At 72.1% G+C, this 18,608-nt stretch carries 17 protein-coding genes; 6 read left to right on the top strand and 11 right to left on the bottom strand.

Annotation, left to right across the window (positions count from 1 at the left end; all coding sequences use genetic code 11):
• Window positions 1–84 precede the first annotated feature (84 nt).
• The 5 genes from ACF09J_RS09430 to ACF09J_RS09410 all read right to left on the bottom strand — a co-directional run bounded on the left by ACF09J_RS09430 (window position 85) and on the right by ACF09J_RS09410 (window position 7,722).
• Window positions 85–3,378 carry a S8 family serine peptidase gene (locus ACF09J_RS09430; RefSeq protein ID WP_392304790.1) on the bottom strand — a complete coding sequence of 1,098 codons (3,294 nt, stop codon included), beginning with the start codon at window positions 3,376–3,378 and terminating at the stop codon, window positions 85–87.
• A 177-nt stretch (window positions 3,379–3,555) separates the two neighbouring features.
• The gene (locus tag ACF09J_RS09425; protein ID WP_392304789.1) at window positions 3,556–4,239 is read right to left on the bottom strand and encodes an ABC transporter ATP-binding protein; all 684 of its coding nucleotides are present in this window, start codon (window positions 4,237–4,239) and stop codon (window positions 3,556–3,558) included.
• A gap of 70 nt (window positions 4,240–4,309) precedes the next feature.
• Entirely contained in the window at window positions 4,310–5,767 is a 1,458-nt protein-coding gene (locus ACF09J_RS09420; protein WP_392304788.1) for an ABC transporter permease, read from the bottom strand.
• Window positions 5,768–5,881: 114 nt separating this feature from the next.
• The gene (locus ACF09J_RS09415; RefSeq protein ID WP_392304787.1) at window positions 5,882–7,126 is read right to left on the bottom strand and encodes an Ig-like domain-containing protein; all 1,245 of its coding nucleotides are present in this window, start codon (window positions 7,124–7,126) and stop codon (window positions 5,882–5,884) included.
• A gap of 221 nt (window positions 7,127–7,347) precedes the next feature.
• Window positions 7,348–7,722, bottom strand: coding sequence for a hypothetical protein (locus tag ACF09J_RS09410; RefSeq protein WP_392304786.1), 375 nt, complete (start codon window positions 7,720–7,722; stop codon window positions 7,348–7,350).
• 109 nt (window positions 7,723–7,831) lie between these two features.
• Between ACF09J_RS09410 and ACF09J_RS09405 the strand changes: the two genes are divergently transcribed.
• On the top strand, window positions 7,832–8,161 hold the full coding sequence (locus ACF09J_RS09405) for an LPXTG cell wall anchor domain-containing protein (RefSeq protein WP_392304785.1): 330 nt from the start codon (window positions 7,832–7,834) through the stop codon (window positions 8,159–8,161).
• Between the two features lie 32 nt (window positions 8,162–8,193).
• Here ACF09J_RS09405 and hutH read toward each other — a convergent pair whose 3' ends face one another.
• From hutH to ACF09J_RS09390, 3 genes are all read right to left on the bottom strand, one after another.
• Window positions 8,194–9,732: a histidine ammonia-lyase gene (hutH, locus tag ACF09J_RS09400; RefSeq protein WP_392305108.1), complete on the bottom strand. Its 1,539-nt coding sequence runs from the start codon at window positions 9,730–9,732 to the stop codon at window positions 8,194–8,196.
• 95 nt (window positions 9,733–9,827) lie between these two features.
• Window positions 9,828–10,979, bottom strand: coding sequence for a diguanylate cyclase domain-containing protein (locus ACF09J_RS09395; protein ID WP_392304784.1), 1,152 nt, complete (start codon window positions 10,977–10,979; stop codon window positions 9,828–9,830).
• Between the two features lie 116 nt (window positions 10,980–11,095).
• A complete protein-coding gene (locus ACF09J_RS09390) occupies window positions 11,096–11,890 on the bottom strand; it encodes an enoyl-CoA hydratase/isomerase family protein (RefSeq protein ID WP_392304783.1) in 795 nt (264 codons plus the stop codon).
• Window positions 11,891–12,117: 227 nt separating this feature from the next.
• Here ACF09J_RS09390 and ACF09J_RS09385 point away from each other — a divergent pair, with 227 nt between their 5' ends.
• The gene (locus ACF09J_RS09385) at window positions 12,118–12,837 is read left to right on the top strand and encodes a hypothetical protein (protein WP_392304782.1); all 720 of its coding nucleotides are present in this window, start codon (window positions 12,118–12,120) and stop codon (window positions 12,835–12,837) included.
• A 19-nt stretch (window positions 12,838–12,856) separates the two neighbouring features.
• On the opposite strand, the gene ACF09J_RS09380 is transcribed toward ACF09J_RS09385, so the two are convergent.
• The gene (locus ACF09J_RS09380; RefSeq protein WP_392304781.1) at window positions 12,857–14,020 is read right to left on the bottom strand and encodes an adenylate/guanylate cyclase domain-containing protein; all 1,164 of its coding nucleotides are present in this window, start codon (window positions 14,018–14,020) and stop codon (window positions 12,857–12,859) included.
• Between the two features lie 250 nt (window positions 14,021–14,270).
• Window positions 14,271–15,173, bottom strand: coding sequence for a biotin--[acetyl-CoA-carboxylase] ligase (locus ACF09J_RS09375; RefSeq protein WP_392304780.1), 903 nt, complete (start codon window positions 15,171–15,173; stop codon window positions 14,271–14,273).
• 111 nt (window positions 15,174–15,284) lie between these two features.
• Between ACF09J_RS09375 and ACF09J_RS09370 the strand changes: the two genes are divergently transcribed.
• The 4 genes from ACF09J_RS09370 (at window position 15,285) to ACF09J_RS09355 (ending at window position 17,964) form a co-directional block, all read left to right on the top strand.
• The gene (locus ACF09J_RS09370; RefSeq protein WP_392304779.1) at window positions 15,285–16,886 is read left to right on the top strand and encodes an acyl-CoA carboxylase subunit beta; all 1,602 of its coding nucleotides are present in this window, start codon (window positions 15,285–15,287) and stop codon (window positions 16,884–16,886) included.
• A 9-nt stretch (window positions 16,887–16,895) separates the two neighbouring features.
• Window positions 16,896–17,099 carry an acyl-CoA carboxylase subunit epsilon gene (locus ACF09J_RS09365; RefSeq protein WP_392304778.1) on the top strand — a complete coding sequence of 68 codons (204 nt, stop codon included), beginning with the start codon at window positions 16,896–16,898 and terminating at the stop codon, window positions 17,097–17,099.
• A gap of 83 nt (window positions 17,100–17,182) precedes the next feature.
• Entirely contained in the window at window positions 17,183–17,311 is a 129-nt protein-coding gene (mmpB, locus tag ACF09J_RS09360) for a morphogenic membrane protein MmpB (RefSeq protein ID WP_141359021.1), read from the top strand.
• A 32-nt stretch (window positions 17,312–17,343) separates the two neighbouring features.
• On the top strand, window positions 17,344–17,964 hold the full coding sequence (locus ACF09J_RS09355; RefSeq protein ID WP_392304777.1) for a Maf family protein: 621 nt from the start codon (window positions 17,344–17,346) through the stop codon (window positions 17,962–17,964).
• Here ACF09J_RS09355 and ACF09J_RS09350 read toward each other — a convergent pair whose 3' ends face one another.
• Window positions 17,965–18,573, bottom strand: coding sequence for a hypothetical protein (locus tag ACF09J_RS09350; RefSeq protein ID WP_392304776.1), 609 nt, complete (start codon window positions 18,571–18,573; stop codon window positions 17,965–17,967).
• Window positions 18,574–18,608 lie beyond the last annotated feature (35 nt).

Genomic DNA, 18,608 nt, shown 5'->3' with positions numbered 1-18,608 from the left:
GAGCACGGGAACGGCCCGCCGGAAGCCGTGCTTCCAGCGGGCCGCTCAGCCGTCGGGAGCCCTCGACGGTTCCCGACCAGAGGCTCACTTGCCGCGGTACGCCCCGTAGATCGACAGCGTGGACACGTTGCCCTTCTTGTCGGTGATCTTGGCCTTGTACGAGACGGCCTTGCCCTTCGCCGGGTTCTTGACCGTGATCTTGCCCTTCTTGACGGTGACCTTCTTCCAGGTCTTGCCGTCGTTGTAGGACACCCAGACGGTCAGCGACTTGAGGTTCTTGCCCGCGGCCGCGCCCTCCACGGTGACCGGGAAGGTGGCCTTCTTGCCCGCCGGGACACGGTTGTCCAGGCCGGTGGTGGCCTTGAAGCGGAGCGTGGAGGCCGGCAGCCGGACCTCGGACAAGCCGGAGGGCTTCTTGGAGCGGAACGTCCAGCTCGCGTCGACGCGGGTGGAGGCGCCCGCGACCTTCGCGCTGCGCTTGACCGAGGTGGTCAGCCGGTACTGGGCGTCACCGGCCGGGACGTTGAAGGCCTCGTCCCCGAGCAGCGGGTCGTGGTTGGACGCGACCTTCTTGCCGTTGCGGTACAGGGTCGTCTGCACCGAGCTGAACTTCGAGAAGCCCCAGTGCGCCTGGGAGTCGGCGAACAGCGGCAGGGAGCCGTAGAGCTCGTTCTTGTAGCGGAAGACGCCGTAGTCCTGGTTCAGGTGGGGACCGAACACCGCCCTGTTGAAGGTGTTGGTGTAGGTCTTGCCGCCCTTGTAGGCCTTCATGTCGTCGGGCACGTACAGCGCCTCGCCGATCGGCTCACCCTTGTCGTCGTGGCCGGCGTACTGCTCCGCGAGGAGGAACCAGTAGGTGCCGCTGCCCGTCGACAGGTGCAGCGTCCGGGTGCCAGGCAGCTTCTGCTCGATGCTGTCCGCGATGACGGCGCTGTCGCCGACGAAGCCCCAGGGTGTGACGGCGCCGGTCTTGCCGGAGGCGCCCGAGCCGATGGAGTTCTTCACCGTGGCGAGGTCACGCGCCGCGTAGTGGCGCACCTTACCGCCCTGGAACCGCTTGACCTTCGCGGTGGTCGCCACGTCGTACTCGGCCGACGAGCCCTTGGTCCACTGGCCGCTCCAGAGCTGGCTGAACCCGCTGACGTCGCCGCCGATGGAGGCGGTGCGCAGCTGCGACCAGGAGCCGAGGGTCATGGAGATGCCGAACATCGCCGGGTCGTAGTCGTAGCCGATCGTGGCGCTGTGCTGGCGTGCGGCCTTGTCCGGCACGGTGATGTCGGCCGGCTTGGTGTTCCGTGCGTCGACCGTGACTGTGACGTTCCCGGTGACGGTCAGCTTCGGCTGGACCAGCCAGTCCAGGCCGCCCTTGAAGGTGGTGAAGTCCTTCGCGATCCAGGCGTCCAGCACGTAGGTGCCCTTGGGCACGCGCACGGTCGTCGTGCCGGAGCCGTCCGGCACCTGGTAGGCGCGGTTCGCGCCGAGTCCGGTGTAGCCGTACAGGACCGTGCCGTGGCCGCCGGTGGGCTTGCCGTCACGGCCGATGTGCTTGACGGTGACGTCGTACGACTCGACCTCGCGCTGCACGGCCGCGGCCGTGCGGACGCTCTGCCCGCCGCCGGTCGCCGTCACGTACGCCGAGTACGCGCCGTCCAGCGTGCCGCCCAGCCGGGTGTTCACGGTCAGGTCGACGGAGGCCTTGTCGCCGGCCGGGACCGTCACCTCCGTCGCGCCGAGGGTGAAGAAGCCGTCCGGGACCGGCCGGCCCTTGGGGTCGGCGGCCGTCATGGCCAGGCTGAGCGTGACGTCCTCGGTGCCGAGGTTGCGGTAGGTCAGCTGCTTGGTGACCGGCTCGTCGTCGGTGTGCGGCCAGGACTGGATGCCGAAGCTCACCGAGACGGGGTCGGCGATCACGGTCTGCTTGACCGCCTTGTCGACGGCGATACGGCCGGCGCCCTGCTCGAAGGGGGTGTACGGGCCGCCCTTGGCGGAGCCGGCCAGCGCGCCCTTCAGTTCGGCGTAACCCCAGTCGGGGTGCTCCTGCTTGAGGAGCGCGGCGGCACCGGCGACGTGCGGGGTCGCCATCGAAGTGCCGTCGATGGTCAGGTAGCCGGCCGGGCTCTCGCCGACCATCTGGCCGATCAGGCTGTCCTTGGCTGCGGCGGCGGTGATGGCCACGCCGGGCGCGGTGACGTCGGGCTTGATGGCGCCGTCGCCCAGCCGCGGGCCGGTGGAGGAGAAGTCCGCGAGACGGTTTTTCTTGTCGACCGCGCCGACGGTGATGGCGGAGTCGGCGCTGCCGGGCGAACCGATCGACTCGGGGCCCTCGTTGCCCGCCGCGATGGCGAAGAGGATGCCCTTCTCGGCGGAGAGCTTGTCGACCTCCGCCTCCAGCGGGTCGACTCCGGGGGTGTCCTCGCCGCTGAGGCTGAGGTTGACGATGTCGGCGCCCTGCTGGGCCGCCCACTCCATGCCGGCCAGGATGCCGGAGTCGTCGCCGAAGCCGTCGTCGCCGAGGACCTTGCCGTTGAGGATCTTGGCGCCGGGCGCCACGCCCTTGTACTTGCCGCCCGACTTGGCGCCGGTGCCCGCCGCGATGGAGGCGACATGGGTGCCGTGACCGACGCGGTCCGTGGTGCTTTTGCTGGTGGTGAAGTTCTTGGCCGCCACCACCTGGGTCTTCAGGTCCGCGTGGGTGGCGTCGACACCGGTGTCCAGGACCGCGATCTTCACGCCCTTGCCGGTGTAGCCGGACTGCCACGCCGTCGGCGCGCCGATCTGCGGCACGGACTTGTCGAGGGTGACCTTGCGGACGCCGTCGAGCCAGATGTGCGCGATGCCGGCGCTGGTCCGGTCGCCGTCGGTGAGCGCCTTCCACAGCTCGGGCGTGTCCTTGACGGGGGTCTGCACCGCGTCGGCGTTCAGCGCCTTCAGGGCGCGGCGCAGGGTGCCGGCCTCGCGGACGTCGGCCCGGGCGGCGGTGGCCGCGCCCCGGTACCCGACGATGACCTTCAGTCCGTCCTTGAACGACCTGCGGGTGGCGGACTTGTTCAACTCGGTGATGTCGAACAGGCGTTGGTCCAGCTTGCCGGAGGCGATCAGCCGGGACGCGTCGGCCGGCACGACGAAGGTGCGTCCGCCCGTCCGGCGGACCTGCACGGGTATCTGCTCGCGGCCCTCGGCCCGGTGCAGGCCGACCACGCGGCCCTTGGCGTTCACGGTGACCCGGTCGCCGGTGATGAGGGTGATGGTGCGGTGGGCCGCCGGCCCGGCGGCGTTGGCCGGGCGGTGCTCGGGCCGCGCCGAGGCGGGGCTGGTCAAACCTGCGGCGAGGGCGACGGCCGCCGCCGTGGCGACCACGGCCGCGCCCGCTCTTTTCACTTGTGTGCGCAAAACTCCCCCTGGAAACGGAGTGCCGAGCGGATTCCCTGTCCACTCGGCCGGGGGAAGGCTCGTACAAGTGCGCGACACCCCCACCCCCCGGAAGAGGAAGTATGCCGGGGGGTGATCACGTACTCAATGGCGGGGTGCGGTCGGTTCCTCTCGTCTCCCGCCCGTTCAGGCGCCCGCGTTCTCCTTGACGGTGATGCGCCCCTTGCGGATGGTCGCCACGCGCGGGGCCTTCCGCGCGATGGTGGAGTCGTGGGTGACCATGACGAACGTCAACCCGTGCTCCTTCCACATGCGTTCGAGTACGTCCATGATCTCGTCGCGCATCGACTCGTCGAGGTTTCCGGTGGGTTCGTCGGCGAGCAGCACCTTCGGCTGCTTGACCAGGGCGCGGGCGATGGCGACGCGCTGTTGCTGGCCGCCGGACATCTCGGACGGCAGATGTCCGAGCCGCTCGCCGAGACCGACCGACTCCAGTGCCTCGGCGGCCCGTTCACGCCGTATGGCGGCCTTGATGCCGAGCGGGACGAGGGCGGTCTCGACGTTCTCCTGCGCGGTCAGCGTCGGGATCAGGTTGAAGGACTGGAAGACGAAGCCGATGCTCTCGCTGCGCACCCGGGTCAGCCGGGCCTCGGGCAGCTTCGCCAGATCGGTGCCGTCGAGGACGACCTGGCCGGAGGTGGGCCGGTCCAGGCCGCCCAGCATCTGCAGCAGCGTCGACTTGCCGCCGCCGGTGGGGCCCTGGATGACCAGCCGGTCGCCGTCGCCGATGGTCAGGTCGACCTCGTCGAGGGCACGGACGACCTCCTTGCCCCGGGTGTAGTGCTTGGTGACGCCGGTGAGTTCGTACATGGAGGAAACAGCTCCTGGGATGCGGGGAGAAGGGGGGCCGGTGGCCCGCCGGTTCGCGGAGGGCGGCGCGCTACTCGACGCGCCGCAGGGCGTCCGCCGGACGCAGCCGGGAGGCCCGCCAGCCGCCGAACGCGCCGGCGATCAGGCCGCCGGCCACGGCGAGGCCGACCGCGAGGGCGATGGTGGTGAGGCTGACCGGCGCGGTGAGCGCTACCTCCAGGGACTTCGCGGCCTGCCGGCCGGGACCGCCGAGGCCCCCGCCGCGGAAGACGGCCTCGCCGCCCGCGCCGCCCGGAGCGCCGCCCGAGCCGCCGAGCTGCGCCTGGAGCGTCGGGCTGATCGCGGTCACCGCGTAGGCGCCCGCCAGGCCGAGCGCGATGCCGAGGACACCGCCGACCAGTCCGTTGACGACGGCCTCGCCGACCACCTGCCGGGTCACCCGGCCCGACTTCCAGCCCAGCGCCTTGAGCGTGCCGAACTCGCGCACCCGCCGGGAGACCGCAGAGGAGGTCAGCAGTCCGGCGACGAGGAAGGCGGCCACGAGCACCGCGATGGACAGCCACTTGCCGACGCTGGTGGCCAGGTCGGAGGCGGTGGACAGGGAGCCGGAGACGGTCTTGGCCAGGTCGGCGGAGGTGGTGACCGTGGTGTCCGGGACGTTCTTCTGGATGGCGCTCTTGACGGCGTCGATCTGCTGGGAGTCGCTCGCCTTGACGTAGATCGTGGTGACCTTGTCCTTGTCGCCGCTGAGTGTCTGAGCCTGCTTCAGCGGTATGTACAGGTTGGCCGCCGCGTCTCCGCTGTTCGCGGTGGCGATGCCGATCACCTCGTACTTGACGTCCTTGATGGTGACGCTGCCGCCGACCTTGAGCTTCTTCTCCTTGGCGTACGCCGAGTCGGCGACGACGACCTTGGCGTCGGTCTCGCCGGCCTTGAAGGTACGGCCGTCGGTGATCTTCGAGGAGGTCAGCGGGCCGAGCTCCGGGTGGGTGACGTCGGTGCCGTAGACCGTGTACTGGTTGACGTCGAAGTCGGCGCCGCCGCCCATGACCCGGCCCTGCGGTCCGGAGCCGGGCGCGCCGCGCGTCCGGCCGCCCTCGTCGCCCTGCTGGAACTGGCCGCGGGTGAACTGGCCGTCGATCCTCACCACGTTGAGGCTGAGCCCGCCGACCGCGGAGGAGACGCCCTGCTGGTCGGCCACCTTGGCGACCGTGGAGGCGGGCAGGGTGGTGAAGCCCTGCGCCATGACCCGGTCGCTGCTCTGCTTGTTCTTGTCGCCGTCCTCCTGGGCGTCGAACTTGAAGCGCGGGCGCGAGTCGCCGGACGTCGGCGTGGCGGCCTTGCTGACGGTCATGTCCGTGCCCAGCCCGTACAGCGACTGCAGGACCTTGTCCTGCGCCCTGCCCATGCCGCTGGACACGGAGTTGACCACGATGACCAGCGCGATGCCCAGCGCGAGGCCGGAGGCGACGACGAGAGCCGCCTTTCGACGGCGGCGCAGCTCGCGCCTCAGGTAGGTGAAGAACATGCGCCGACCGTAGGGGCGCACCGTGATGAGGACTTGAGGCCGCGATAAGAGAAGCATGAGAAGACCGGTGCGGCCCCGAGGGGCGGCACCGGTCTTCGAGAGGCCGAGCGGTCGTCAGGCGGACGAACCGGCCTTCCACTGAGCCCAGCTCATGTTCCAGCCGTTGAGGCCGTTGTCCGGGGCGACGGTCTTGTCGCCGGTGTTCTGGACGACGACGACGTCACCGACGATCGAGCTGTTGAAGAACCACGCGCCCGGGGTGTTCGGGTCGTTGGCGCCCTTCTTGTCCTGGAGGCCCACACAGCCGTGGCTGGTGTTGACGTTGCCGAAGACGCCCGGTCCGCCCCAGTAGTTGCCGTGGATGAAGGTGCCGGAGTTGGTCAGACGCATGGCGTGCGGCACGTCCTTGATGTCGTACTCGCCCTTGCCGTCGTCGTCGGTGAAGCCGACCGTGGCGCCGTTCATCCGGGTCTGCTGGAACTTCTCGGAGATCACCATCGCGCCCTCGTAGGTGGTGTTCTCGGGGGCGCCGGCGGAGATCGGGATGGTCTTGACGGTCTTGCCGTCCCGCGTGACCCTCATCTGCTTGGTCTTGGCGTCGACGTAGGAGACCTGGTTGCGGCCGATGTGGAAGGTGACCGTCTTCTGCTGGACGCCGAAGACGCCCTGGGCGCCCTCGACGCCGTCGAGATCGAGCTTCAGCGTGACGGTGGAGTTCTCCTGCCAGTAGTGCTCGGGGCGGCAGTCCATCCGCTGGACGCCGAACCAGTGGCAGGCGACCTCCTGTCCGCTGGAGGACGTGACGGTGATGCCCTTCTCGACGTCCGCCTTGTTGGTGATCGCCTTGTCGAAGTTGATCGACACGGGCATGCCGACACCCACGGTGGTGCCGTTGTCCGGCGTGAAGGAGCCGATGAAGCTGTGCGCGGGGGCGACCGTGGTGAAGGAGCCGTTCTCGTGGGCGTCGCGGCCCTTGGCGTCCGTGGCGGTCGCGGCCACCTTGTAGGTGGTGGCCCGCTCGAGCTGGGCGCTGGGCTTCCAGCTCTTCTTGTCGGCCGATATCTGCCCCTCGACGGCCTTGCCGTCGGCGGTCGTCATGGTCACCTTCGTCAGCGTGCCCTTGGCCACGGTGACGGCAGCGGAGTTGTTGATCGAGGCGTTGTCGGAGCCGTCCGCCGGCGTGATCTTGATCTGGGCCTCCGACGACTCCTCGGCCGCGGCCTTGTCAGCCTTGGCCCGCGAGGAGTCCCCACCGCCGTCGGCCGCGTCGCTGCTGCCGGAACAGGCCGTGAGCACCAGTACACCGCCGAGCAGTGCGGACGCGGCCGTCAGGCGCCTGCGCCGCTTACTGTTCGTCATCACACGCTTCTCCATCGTTGGCGAGTCCCAAAACCCCTCGAGTCCCCCGTCGCGAGCACTCAACGCTACGACCGTTTCGTCCCATTTCCCACGTCGTGAGGTGTGGAACTCGCCACGTCCGCCGCAGCGGACGGTGCGCGGCCCGGCCTGCGCGTTGCGTGAGACGACGAAACCCCGGACGCCGGTTGCGCCCGGGGGTCGCCGATGTGACCCGGGCGACGTCAGCCGGAGTGGCCCGCGCCGCCCACTGCCTCGTCGTCCTCGTCGTCCCCGTCGCCATCATCCTCGCCGAACTCCCAGTCCGGCGAATCGGGGTCGTAGTCGATGCGTTCGCTCGACCAGGAGGCCTGCTGGAGTTCGACCCCCGGCACCTCACCCACCAGGTCGAACGGATCGACCAGGTACGCCAGGGCCTCGGCGGTGTCTTCCGTCACAGCGCCCTCGGCGTGCGCCCGCTCCGCGGGGTCCAACTCGCCGCCCTCGGCGTGTTCGGCGATCCGGCTGCGGGCCGCGGCGATGACGGTTTCCTCGTCCTCGATCTCGACGACGAGCTCGACGCTGACGCGGACAAATCGTGAAGTCTCTGGAGTGCTCATGGACGGAGCGTACGGCTCAAACGTCCCGTGACTTTCCCGTGACCCGCGACGTTCACTAACATCGCCCCACACGGCCAATTCACCAGCGCCACAAGGGGATCGATATTCCGTGTCATCCGCTCGCCGAACGATGCTGACCGCCACCGCCGCGGGCACCCTGCTGGGCGCCCTGTGGTTCGTCCCCTCCGCGGACGCGTCGGTGGGCACTCCGGCGAGAGGGGCGGAGCCCGCGGCCCCGACGGCCCAGGTCACGGAGCAGGGGCGGGCCGCCGCGGTGACGGAGGCGTCCACCGCCCAGGAGGACGCGTCCACCGGGACCGAACTCGCCGACACCGGAAGCATCGACACGACCCCCTACGTCGTCGGCGGAACCTCGCTCCTCATACTGGGCGCCGGTTTCGTGGTCTACTCCGTGCGCCGGGAGCGCCTGGGCTTCTGAACCCGCCCGGCGCTCCCGCGACTTGGGTCGTCCTACAGCAGCGGACCGGTCACGGTCTCGGCCGCGGCGAGGAGTCCGCCGTCCCGCACGAAGGCGTCCGCGGCGGCGAGGTCGGGGGCGAGGAAGCGGTCCGGGCCCGGTCCTCCGACCCCCGCCTCGCGAGCGGCGTCGATGACCGCCCGGCTCGCCGGCGCCGGGGTCAGGCCCTCGCGCAGTTCGACGGCGCGCGCGGCGGCGTACAGCTCGATCGCGATGATCCGGTTCAGGTTGCCGACGGCCGTCCGCAGCTTGCGCGCCGCCGACCAGCCCATGGAGACGTGGTCCTCCTGCATGGCCGAGGACGGGATGGAGTCGGCGGAGGCCGGTACGGCGAGCCGCTTCATCTCGCTGACCAGCGCGGCCTGCGTGTACTGGGCGATCATCAGGCCCGAGTCCACACCGGCGTCGTCGGCGAGGAACGGCGGCAGGCCGTGGCTGCGGTTCTTGTCGAGCAGCCGGTCGGTACGGCGCTCGGCGATGGAGCCGAGGTCGGCGGCGGCGATGGCGAGGAAGTCCAGCACGTAGGCGACCGGGGCGCCGTGGAAGTTGCCGTTGGACTCCACCCGGCCGTCGGGCAGGACGACGGGGTTGTCGACGGCGGAGGCCAGTTCGCGCTCGGCGACCAGGCGGGCGTGCGCGAGGGTGTCGCGGCCGGCGCCGGCGACCTGCGGGGCGCAGCGCACGGAGTAGGCGTCCTGCACGCGGGGCGCGTCGTCCTGGTGGTGCCCGGTGAGGCCGGAGCCCTTGAGTACGGCCAGCATGTTGGCGGCGGAGGCGCCCTGTCCCGGGTGCGGGCGGATGGCGTGCAGCTCGGGGGCGAGGACCTTGTCCGTGCCGAGCAGCGCCTCCAGGCTGAGGGCGGCGGTGATGTCGGCGGACTTGTACAGGGCGTCGAGGTCGGCGAGGGCCATGATCAGCATGCCGAGCATGCCGTCGGTGCCGTTGAGGAGGGCCAGGCCCTCCTTCTCGCGCAGTTCGACGGGCTGGATGCCGTGCTCGGCGAGCAGCTCGCCGGCGGGGCGTACGACCCCGTCGGGGCCCTCCGCGTCGCCTTCGCCCATGAGGGCGAGGGCGCAGTGGGACAGCGGGGCGAGGTCGCCGGAGCAGCCGAGGGAGCCGTACTCGTGGACGACCGGGGTGATGCCCGCGTTGAGCACGTCGGCCATGGTCTGGGCGACCTCGGGGCGCACGCCGGTGTGCCCGGAGCACACGGTCTTCAGCCGCAGGAACATCAGCGCCCGCACGACCTCGCGCTCGACCCTCGGGCCCAGGCCCGCGGCGTGCGAGCGGACGATGTTGCGCTGGAGCTGGGTGCGCAGCTCCTGGCTGATGTGCCGGGTCGCCAGGGCGCCGAAGCCGGTGCTGACGCCGTAGACGGGTTCGGGCTTGGCCGCCAGCGCGTCCACGATCTCCCGCGCCGCCGCCAGGGCCGCCACCGCCTCGTCGGAGAGCTCGATACGGGCGCCGCCGCGTGCCACGGCGAGAACGTCGGACGCGGTGACTCCCGACGTCCCCACCACCACAGTATGCATATCCATATTCAGGAGCGTACGCAGTGAATGCGAAGATGTCACTAGTGGATGCCGGGAGTGACTCTTACAACCCGCGGCGGGTCGTCCGGCGCGACTCAGGGCCTGCGCCCCCGGAAGCGGCGCCGCTCGGCCGGGGCCTCCGGCACGGGCGGGGGCGCGTCGGCGAGGCGGACGACCGGGTCCCGCGGGCCCTCGCGGCCCGCGACCACGGGCCGGTCGGCGCGCAGCGCCTTCGCCCGGTACTGGGCGGCGTCGGCGAGCCGGAACAGCCGCCGGGCCGACGGTACCGGCCCGATCGCGTGCTCGGTCGAGGCGACCCCGCAGGCCACGCCCTCGCCCAGCTCCAGCTCGGCCGCGCGCCGGCACAGCTCGTCGGCCGCCTTGACCACCTCGTCGGCCGGAGGCCCCACCGCGACCAGGCAGAACTCGTCGCCGCCGAGCCGTGCCACGAGAGCGCCCGGCACCATCGCGCCGCACCGCGACAGCACGGAGCCGAACCGTTCGAGGAGCCGGTCGCCGACGGCGTGCCCGAGGGTGTCGTTGACCTGCTTGAGCCCGTTGAGGTCGCAGACGACGAGGCTGACGGCGACCCCGTCCAGCCGGTGCCGCTCGATCGCCTCGTCGAGCATCACGTCGACGGCACGGCGGTTGGCGAGCCCGGTCAGCGCGTCCGTGAACGCCAGCCTGCGGGCCTCCTCAAGCCGCTCGCTCTGGGCGAGCCCGGCGGCGACCACGGCGGCCAGCACGGTCGCGAAGTCGGCGTCGGAACGGCCGAAGAGGGGGAGGCCGACCGGGCGGGCGACGTAGAGCTCGCCCCAGGCGCGTCCGTGCTGCACGATCGGCGCGACCACGCAGCAGCCGCGCCCACGCCGGCGCAGCGCGGCCACGCGCCGGTGGCTGTAGCCGGGGTGGCCCGCGGCCGCGCCGTCGGCGGTCTCCACCCAGGCGTCGGGTTCACCGCCCGAGGCCCACCGCTCGTGCAGGAACTCGGTGATCTCCGGGAACTGATGCACCGGATAGGCCTCGTCCTCCGGGAACTCCCGCTCCTCCGGCGCCCGGTCCCCCACGTTCACCAGGACCCGCAGCCGGCCGTGCTCGCGCTCCCACACCGAGAGCGCGGCGAAGCTCCCCTCCAGCGCGCGGCACGCGCCGAGCGCGGCCGCCCGCCACGACTCACGCGAGGTCTGCGCCGCGGCCATCCCCTGCGCCAACGCCACAACGGCCGTCAGCCGCCTGTTCTCGCCCATCACCCCAGGCTAGGGATGTTTCGGTCGAATCGAGACATTGGCCCACAGGAAAGTGCGACGCGAGCGCCCCCGGGTCTCCGGGCGTCCCCGGAGGCGCTGCCGCCACTACGGGCCGGCTACTCTCCGGGCCACCGCGGGGATCGCTTCTCGTTGAAGGCCGCGACTCCCTCCGCGCGGTCCGCGGAGAAGGCGACCGAGCGCCAGGCCGCGTCCTCGACCTCGAGGCCGGCCCGGAGGTCGAGGCCGTGGCCGAGCCGCAGCGCGCGCTTGGCTGCGCGCAGCCCGATCGGGGAGTTCGCCGCCATCCGGGAGGCCAGCTCCAGGGCCTCCTCGCGGTCGCGGCCCTCGTCCACGAGGCGGTCCACGAGACCCAACCCGGCCGCCTCGGGCGCCTCCAGCCGACGCGCCGTGAAGATCAGCTCGGCGGCCCGGGCGGCCCCCACCCGCCGGGGCAGGAGCTGCGTACCGCCACCGCCGGGGATCACCCCCACCGAGACCTCCGGCAGCCCCACCACGGCCGTACGGTCGGCCACGATCACATCGCAGGACAGGGCCAGCTCGAAGCCGCCGCCGAGCGCGAACCCGTGCACCGCGGCGATCGTCGGCATCGGCAGCTCCAGTACGCCGGTGTACGCCCCGCGCGCGACCGGGCGCTGGCGCACCAGGTCGGCGTCGCTGAAGGAGTTGCGCTCCTTCAGGTCGGCCCCGACGCAGAACGCCCGCTCGTGCGAGGACGTCAGGACGACCACGCGCGCGTCCGGATCGGCGGCCAGCGCCGCACACGCCCCGGCGATGGACCGGGCCATGTCCGTGGACACGGCATTCATCGCCTTGGGCCGGTCCAGGACGAGCTCCGCGACGTACTCGTGCCGCCGCACCAGCACGAACTCGCCGAACCGTTCCTCGCTCATGACACCCTCCTGGTTAACGTGGGTTAACAAGAAACCGGGCCCGATCATCGCAGCAGGGCGCGCGCTGGGGGAAGGGCGGACGGCTTACAGGCGCGGCCCCGTTGTCGAGACCCGGCACCCCGTTCGAGTGACATCCCCGCACAACTCCCGCCGAACCCCCAGGAGAGCGCATAACGTGCGTGCGCCATGGCGCTTCGGGGGGCGCGAGCGCATCGGGGAGGACGGCGATGACGACGCACACGGCCAGAGTCCGGCAGGACGACGACACAACAGGCATAGACGAGACGGGCACGGGCGCCGACGCCGCGACGGAGGAGACCGCCGGGACGGAGGAGACCGCCGGGACGGAAACGCGGCCCTGGTCGTCCCGCGCCCGCGGGCGGCACCGCAGGCGCCGGCCCCGCAAGGCGCTGCTGGCCGCCGGAGGGCTCGCGGTGGCCGCCGGTGTGCTGAGCCTCGTGCGGCTGGCGCCCGAGTCCGGGCTCGGCGGCCTGGGCGGCGCGGAGGCCGAGCCGCACGCGGCCCCGGGCAACGGCTCCGGCCGTTCCGCCGGAACCCCAACCCCCGCCTCGGCCGCCGGGGCCCGTCCGACGTCGTCGCCCTGGACGACCGTCCCCCTGGGCGGGGAGAGCGCCGCACCGGTCCCCGAGTCGGGTTCCGCACCGGCGGCGTCCCCGTCCGCGGCGGCCGCCACCGCCGAGCCCTCGGGGCTCCCGGAGACCACGACCGGTCCCACGGCGCTCCCCGAGGACACGGACCCGCCGGAGCTCCCGGAACCCGCCGCCGACGCACCACGGCCGTCCGCCACCACGGCCCCGGCGCCGCGCCCCGCACCGGCCCCGACCCCGAGCGCGCAGCCCTCCGCCCCGCCCCCGGGACGGGGCGGCGGCCTGTGCCTGCCGATCATCGGGCTGTGCGTCGGTGTGGGGGCCGGACAGGCCCATTGATCCGGCCCGCGACCGCCGGTTACGCGGGCCCGTCGTTCCGCCGGGTGAGCAGCCAGGGCTCGACGACGCCCAGACCGCGCACCGGGCGCTGCCACATCGGCTGAAGCGCGAACCGGTACACCGGCGGCTCCTCGCCCTCCTTCTCCGCCGTCGCCGCGGCCTCGGCCGCCTCCGCCTCGGACGCCGGGGCGTCCCCGGTGCGGATCAGCTCCTCGGCGAAGGCGCTGTCCACCAGGACGGCGTCGCGCGGAGCTATCGAGGTGAGCCGGGAGGCGAGGTTGACGGTGGTGCCGAACACATCGCCCATACGAGTGGTGACCGTGCCGAACGCCATGCCCACGCGCAGCTCCGGCATCGTCTCGTCGTGGGCCATCGTCTCGACCAGCCGCAGCGCGATGTCCGCCGCAGTGCCGGCGTCGTCGGCGGCGTACAGCACCTCGTCGCCGAGCGTCTTGATCAGCCGTCCGCCGCGCGCGGCCACGAGGTCGGCGGAGGTCGTCTCGAACGCCTCGACGAGCTCGCCGAGCTCCTCCTCCTCCATGCGGCGGGTCAGCCGGGTGAAGCCGACGAGGTCCGCGAAGCCCACGGCCAGCCGCCGGTCGACCATCTCCTCGTCGTCGGCGGCCTGCACGACCCGGCCGGCCGAGGCGGCGAGCTGGCGGCGCCAGACGTAGACCAGGAACTCCTCCAGCTCGGGCAGCAGCAGCTCGACGATCGGGTACGTCACCTCGGTGCGGGTCATGCCGGGCTCGGGCGGCTCGGTCAGACCCTCCAGGAAGGAGTCCATCTGCCATTCGGCCAGACGGGCGGTGGTCTGCCCGGTGGACCGGGCCACCTGCACCGCCATGGCCTCGCTGAGCAGTCCCGCCTCGACCAGACCGGCGAGCCGCCGCAGGGCCAGTACGTCGGCCTCCGTGAGCGCCTTGGCCTGGCCTATGTCGGCGAAGCCCATGGCCCGCCAGAAGCGGCTGGCGAGCTCCATGGAGACGCCGGCGCTGCGGGCCGCCTGGAACGGGGTGTAGCGCCGCTCCGCGCCCAGGATGAGCTGTTCGAGACGGAGCGCGAGAGGGTGTCCGCCGGAGTCGGCGGCGTCGGGGTCCTCCTGCTCGTGCGAGGACGAGAATGGCGGAGGCTCGTCCCGGCCGTCCGCGTCCGCGCCGGAGCCCGTGTCGTCGACGGTCACGCCTGCTGCCCTTCCGATCTGCCACGGTCAGGTATCGACCGGCCTCAACTCTACGGCAGGTGTGCGCCAGCTCACTCCGTCAGGTTCCGCCGAGAGCGGAGCCGAGCGCGGAGCCCACCGGGGAACTGACCGGCGCTGTTCCGGCACCCCGCGGCGGCGTCACCGGGCGCGGGAGCCGCGAACGACGCCCGAGCCCACCGTGACAGTGCGCGGCCGCCGCGCGCACCCGGAGCGCCCCCGCCCGTGCGGTTCACGCCGGGCGCAGATGCACGATGTCGCCCGCGCCGACCGGCTCCTGCACGCCTTCCCCGGTGGCGATGACCAGACGGCCGTCCCCGTCCACCGCGACCGCCTCCCCGACCACCGACCGGTCGCCCGGCAGCTCCGCACGGACCACCCGGCCGAGCGTCGCGCAGCCCGCCGCGTACGTCTCCTGCAGACCGCTCACGGCCGCGTCGCCGCCCGCCGCCCGCCACCGGCCGTACCAGTCCTCCAGGGAGCGCAGGACCGACCGCAGCAGCGGGTCGCGGTCGGTGCTCACGGCTCCGGCGAGCGAGAGGGAGCCGGCCTGCGGGACCGGGAGCTCGTCCTGCCGCAGTGAGACGTTGATGCCGATGCCGATGACCACCGCGTCCTCACCGGCCCGCTCGGCCAGGATGCCGCCGGCCTTGCGTTCCTCGCCGCCGACCGTCACCAGCAGGTCGTTCGGCCACTTCAGCGCCGTGTCGACCCCGGCGGCCCGGGACAGTCCCGTGGCCACCGCGACGCCGGTGAGCAGCGGCAGCCAGCCCCAGCGGGCCACCTCCACCTCGCTGGGCCGCAGCAGCACCGAGAAGAACAGGCCGGAGCGGGGCGGCGCCGTCCACCGGCGGTCCAGGCGGCCCCGGGCGGAGGTCTGCTCCTCAGCGACCAGGACGGCCCCCTCGGCCGCCTTCCCGGCGGCGGCGCGGGCCACCAGGTCCGTGTTGGTGGAGCCGGTGCTCTGCACCACGTCGACCTCGGACCACAGCCCGCCCGCCCGGACCAGGCCGCGCCGCAGCGCCCCGGCGTTCAGGGGCGGGCGGTCGAGGTCGGACCAGCGGCTGCCGTGCGGCGCGTCGTCCGGGTTGCCGTCTGCGTCGGGGTTGTCGTCTGCTGCATCTCGCGGCGTCATGCAAGCCACCCTAGGTGTGGGAAACGCCGCACTGCCGATCGGTGGACCCCCTACTACGCTACGAATGAGTAACCGTCCCCCCTTGTGAGCAGGCAGGGAGCCGCGATCCCGATGTCCGAGCCGAAAGAGCGCCAAGAGATCGACATTCACACGACCGCGGGCAAGATCGCGGATCTCCAGCGCCGCGTCCTGGCAGCGACGCACGCCGGCTCCGAGCGCGCCGTGGAGAAGCAGCACGCCAAGGGGAAGCTGACGGCCCGCGAGCGGATCGAACTGCTGCTCGACGAGGGGTCGTTCGTGGAGCTGGACGAGTTCGCCCGGCATCGCTCCACCAACTTCGGCCTGGAGCAGAACCGGCCGTACGGGGACGGCGTCGTCACCGGCTACGGCATGGTCGACGGCCGCCCGGTCGCGGTGTTCTCGCAGGACTTCACCGTCTTCGGCGGAGCGCTCGGCGAGGTCTACGGGCAGAAGATCGTCAAGGTGATGGACTTCGCCCTGAAGACGGGCTGCCCGGTCATCGGGATCAACGACTCGGGCGGCGCCCGGATCCAGGAGGGGGTCGCCTCCCTCGGCGCCTACGGGGAGATCTTCCGCCGCAACACCCACGCCTCCGGTGTGATCCCGCAGATCAGCCTGGTCGTGGGCCCGTGCGCGGGCGGCGCGGTCTACTCGCCGGCGATCACCGACTTCACGATCATGGTCGACCAGACCTCGCACATGTTCATCACCGGCCCGGACGTCATCAAGACGGTCACCGGCGAGGACGTCGGCTTCGAGGAGCTGGGCGGCGCCCGCACCCACAACACCGCCTCCGGCGTGGCCCACCACATGGCCGGGGACGAGAAGGACGCAATCGAGTACGTCAAGCAGCTGCTGTCGTACCTGCCGTCGAACAACCTCTCCGAGCCGCCGGTCTTCCCCGAGGAGGCCGACGTGGCGGTCTCCGCCGAGGACCTGGAGCTGGACACGGTCGTCCCGGACAGCGCGAACCACCCGTACGACATGCACACGGTGATCGAGCACGTCCTGGACGACGCCGAGTTCTTCGAGACCCAGCCGCTGTTCGCGCCGAACATCCTCACCGGGTTCGGGCGGGTGGAGGGCCACCCGGTCGGCATCGTCGCCAACCAGCCGATGCAGTTCGCCGGCTGTCTGGACATCGACGCCTCCGAGAAGGCCGCCCGCTTCGTACGGACGTGCGACGCCTTCAACGTGCCGGTGCTCACCTTCGTCGACGTGCCCGGCTTCCTCCCGGGCGTCGACCAGGAGCACACCGGCATCATCCGCCGCGGCGCCAAGCTGATCTTCGCCTACGCCGAGGCGACGGTCCCGCTGATCACGGTGATCACCCGCAAGGCCTTCGGCGGCGCCTACGACGTCATGGGGTCCAAGCACCTCGGCGCCGACCTCAACCTGGCCTGGCCGACCGCCCAGATCGCCGTCATGGGCGCCCAGGGGGCGGTCAACATCCTGCACCGCCGCACGATCGCCGAGGCCGAGGCGGCGGGCGACGCCGAGGCGACGCGCGCCCGGCTGATCCAGGAGTACGAGGACGCGCTGCTCAACCCCTACGTGGCGGCCGAACGCGGGTACGTCGACGCGGTGATCAAGCCGTCGGACACCCGTTCCCATCTTGTGCGCGGGCTGCGTCAGCTCCGCACCAAGCGGGAATCCCTGCCTCCGAAGAAGCACGGCAACATCCCCCTGTAAGGAGCCGCTGTGATCAAGGTCCTACGAGGCAACCCGACCCCGGAGGAGCTTGCCGCCGCCCTGGCGGTGGTCCGGGCCCGCGCCGCGGCGGCTGCGGAGCCGTCCGGCGCGGTGGGCCCCCGGGACGCGTGGTCCGACCCGTCGCGGCTCGCCGCGCGGCGGGTCCCGTCGCCGGGCCCCGCGGCCTGGTCCCGCACGTACTGGCCGGGCTGAGCGGGGAGCCCGGGGCTCCGCCCCGGAATAGTTGAGTACGCGTACTCAGGCGCGCGGCGCCGCGTGGGCCGCAGGATCGGGGGATGTTGTGGTCCGATCCCGAGAACGAGCCGCCGAAGGAACTGCGTGACACGCAGGACATGTTGCGGCGGCTCGGCGTTCTCATGGCGCTGGCCATGGTGCTGGCCATGTTCGTGATCGGCGTGAGGTGAGCCGGAGGAGCCGCCGCCGATACGCTGACCGTATGACAGACCAGCCCCGCCGCCGACTCGTGCTCGCCTCCCAGTCCCCCGCCCGGCTCGGGCTGCTCCGGCAGGCCGGGCTCGATCCGGAGGTCGTCGTGAGCGGCGTCGACGAGGACGCCGTCACCGCGCCCACCCCCGCCGAACTCGCGCTCGCCCTCGCCGAGGCGAAGGCCTCCGTGGTGGCGGCCCGGCCGGAGCTCCGGGGCGCGCTGGTGATCGGCTGCGACTCGGTGCTCGACCTCGACGGCCAGGCCCTCGGCAAGCCCGCCGACGCCGAGGAGGCCACCGCCCGCTGGAAAGCGATGCGCGGCCGGGCCGGCACCCTGCAGACCGGGCACTGCGTCTGGGACACGGAGAGCGGGCGGCACGCCTCTGCCACCGCCTCCACCGTGGTCCGCTTCGGCGAGCCGACCGACGACGAGATCGCCGCGTACGTCGCCTCGGGCGAGCCCCTCTACGTGGCGGGCGCTTTCACCCTGGACGGCCGTTCGGCGCCCTTCATCGACGGCATCGACGGCGACCACGGCAACGTCATCGGCATCAGCCTGCCCCTGGTCCGCCGCCTGCTGGCGGAACTCGGCGTGGGCATCACCGAGTTGTGGGCGCCGACCGCGGGCTGATCAGGAGGTCCGGGCCTCGGCCGGAGGAGGGGTGAGGGGTGTGGGCGGCGCCTCATGCGCGTGATCCGTCGGCTTCGCGAGCCCAAGCGAACCGGCGGGGCCCTCCAAGCCAGGGTCCACTTCGGAGCCAGCGTTCGCTTCGGAGCCAGGGTCCGCTTCGGTGCCGGGACCGTCCGCCTCCCCGGGTCCGCCGTCCCCCGCCTCACCCGCCGGTCCCTCCTCGTGGTCGTGCGTCATCAGCAGCAGCACGATGAGGGCGAGCACCACCACCATGAACACGAACGCCCGCGGGCCCACCAGCCCCCAGGCGAACGCGCCCAGGAGGCCGTGCACCACGGCCGCGCTGATCAGCAGGACACGCCCGACGCCGGCCGGGCGGCGGCCCCGCAGCGCCACGAGCAGGGCGACCAGGCCGCACAGGGCGAAGTAGAGGCCGAAGACCAGACCGCCGGCCTTCGACGAGGTCGACATGACGTTCGGATCCAGGCCCGCCAGCGACATCCTCTGCCGGTGCACGACCACGCCGAGGAACCAGTTCAGTGCCGCCACGCCGAACGCCTCGGCGAAGAGCACGAGCGCCACCACCCACGCCACCGGTCTGCGCACCACCGGTCCCACCCACTTCCGCCTGCCGCTCCGCCCGG

This window comes from Streptomyces sp. NPDC014889, assembly GCF_043081205.1.
Classification (GTDB): Bacteria; Actinomycetota; Actinomycetes; order Streptomycetales; family Streptomycetaceae; genus Streptomyces.
This window is presented reverse-complemented; position numbering and strand designations above follow the sequence as displayed.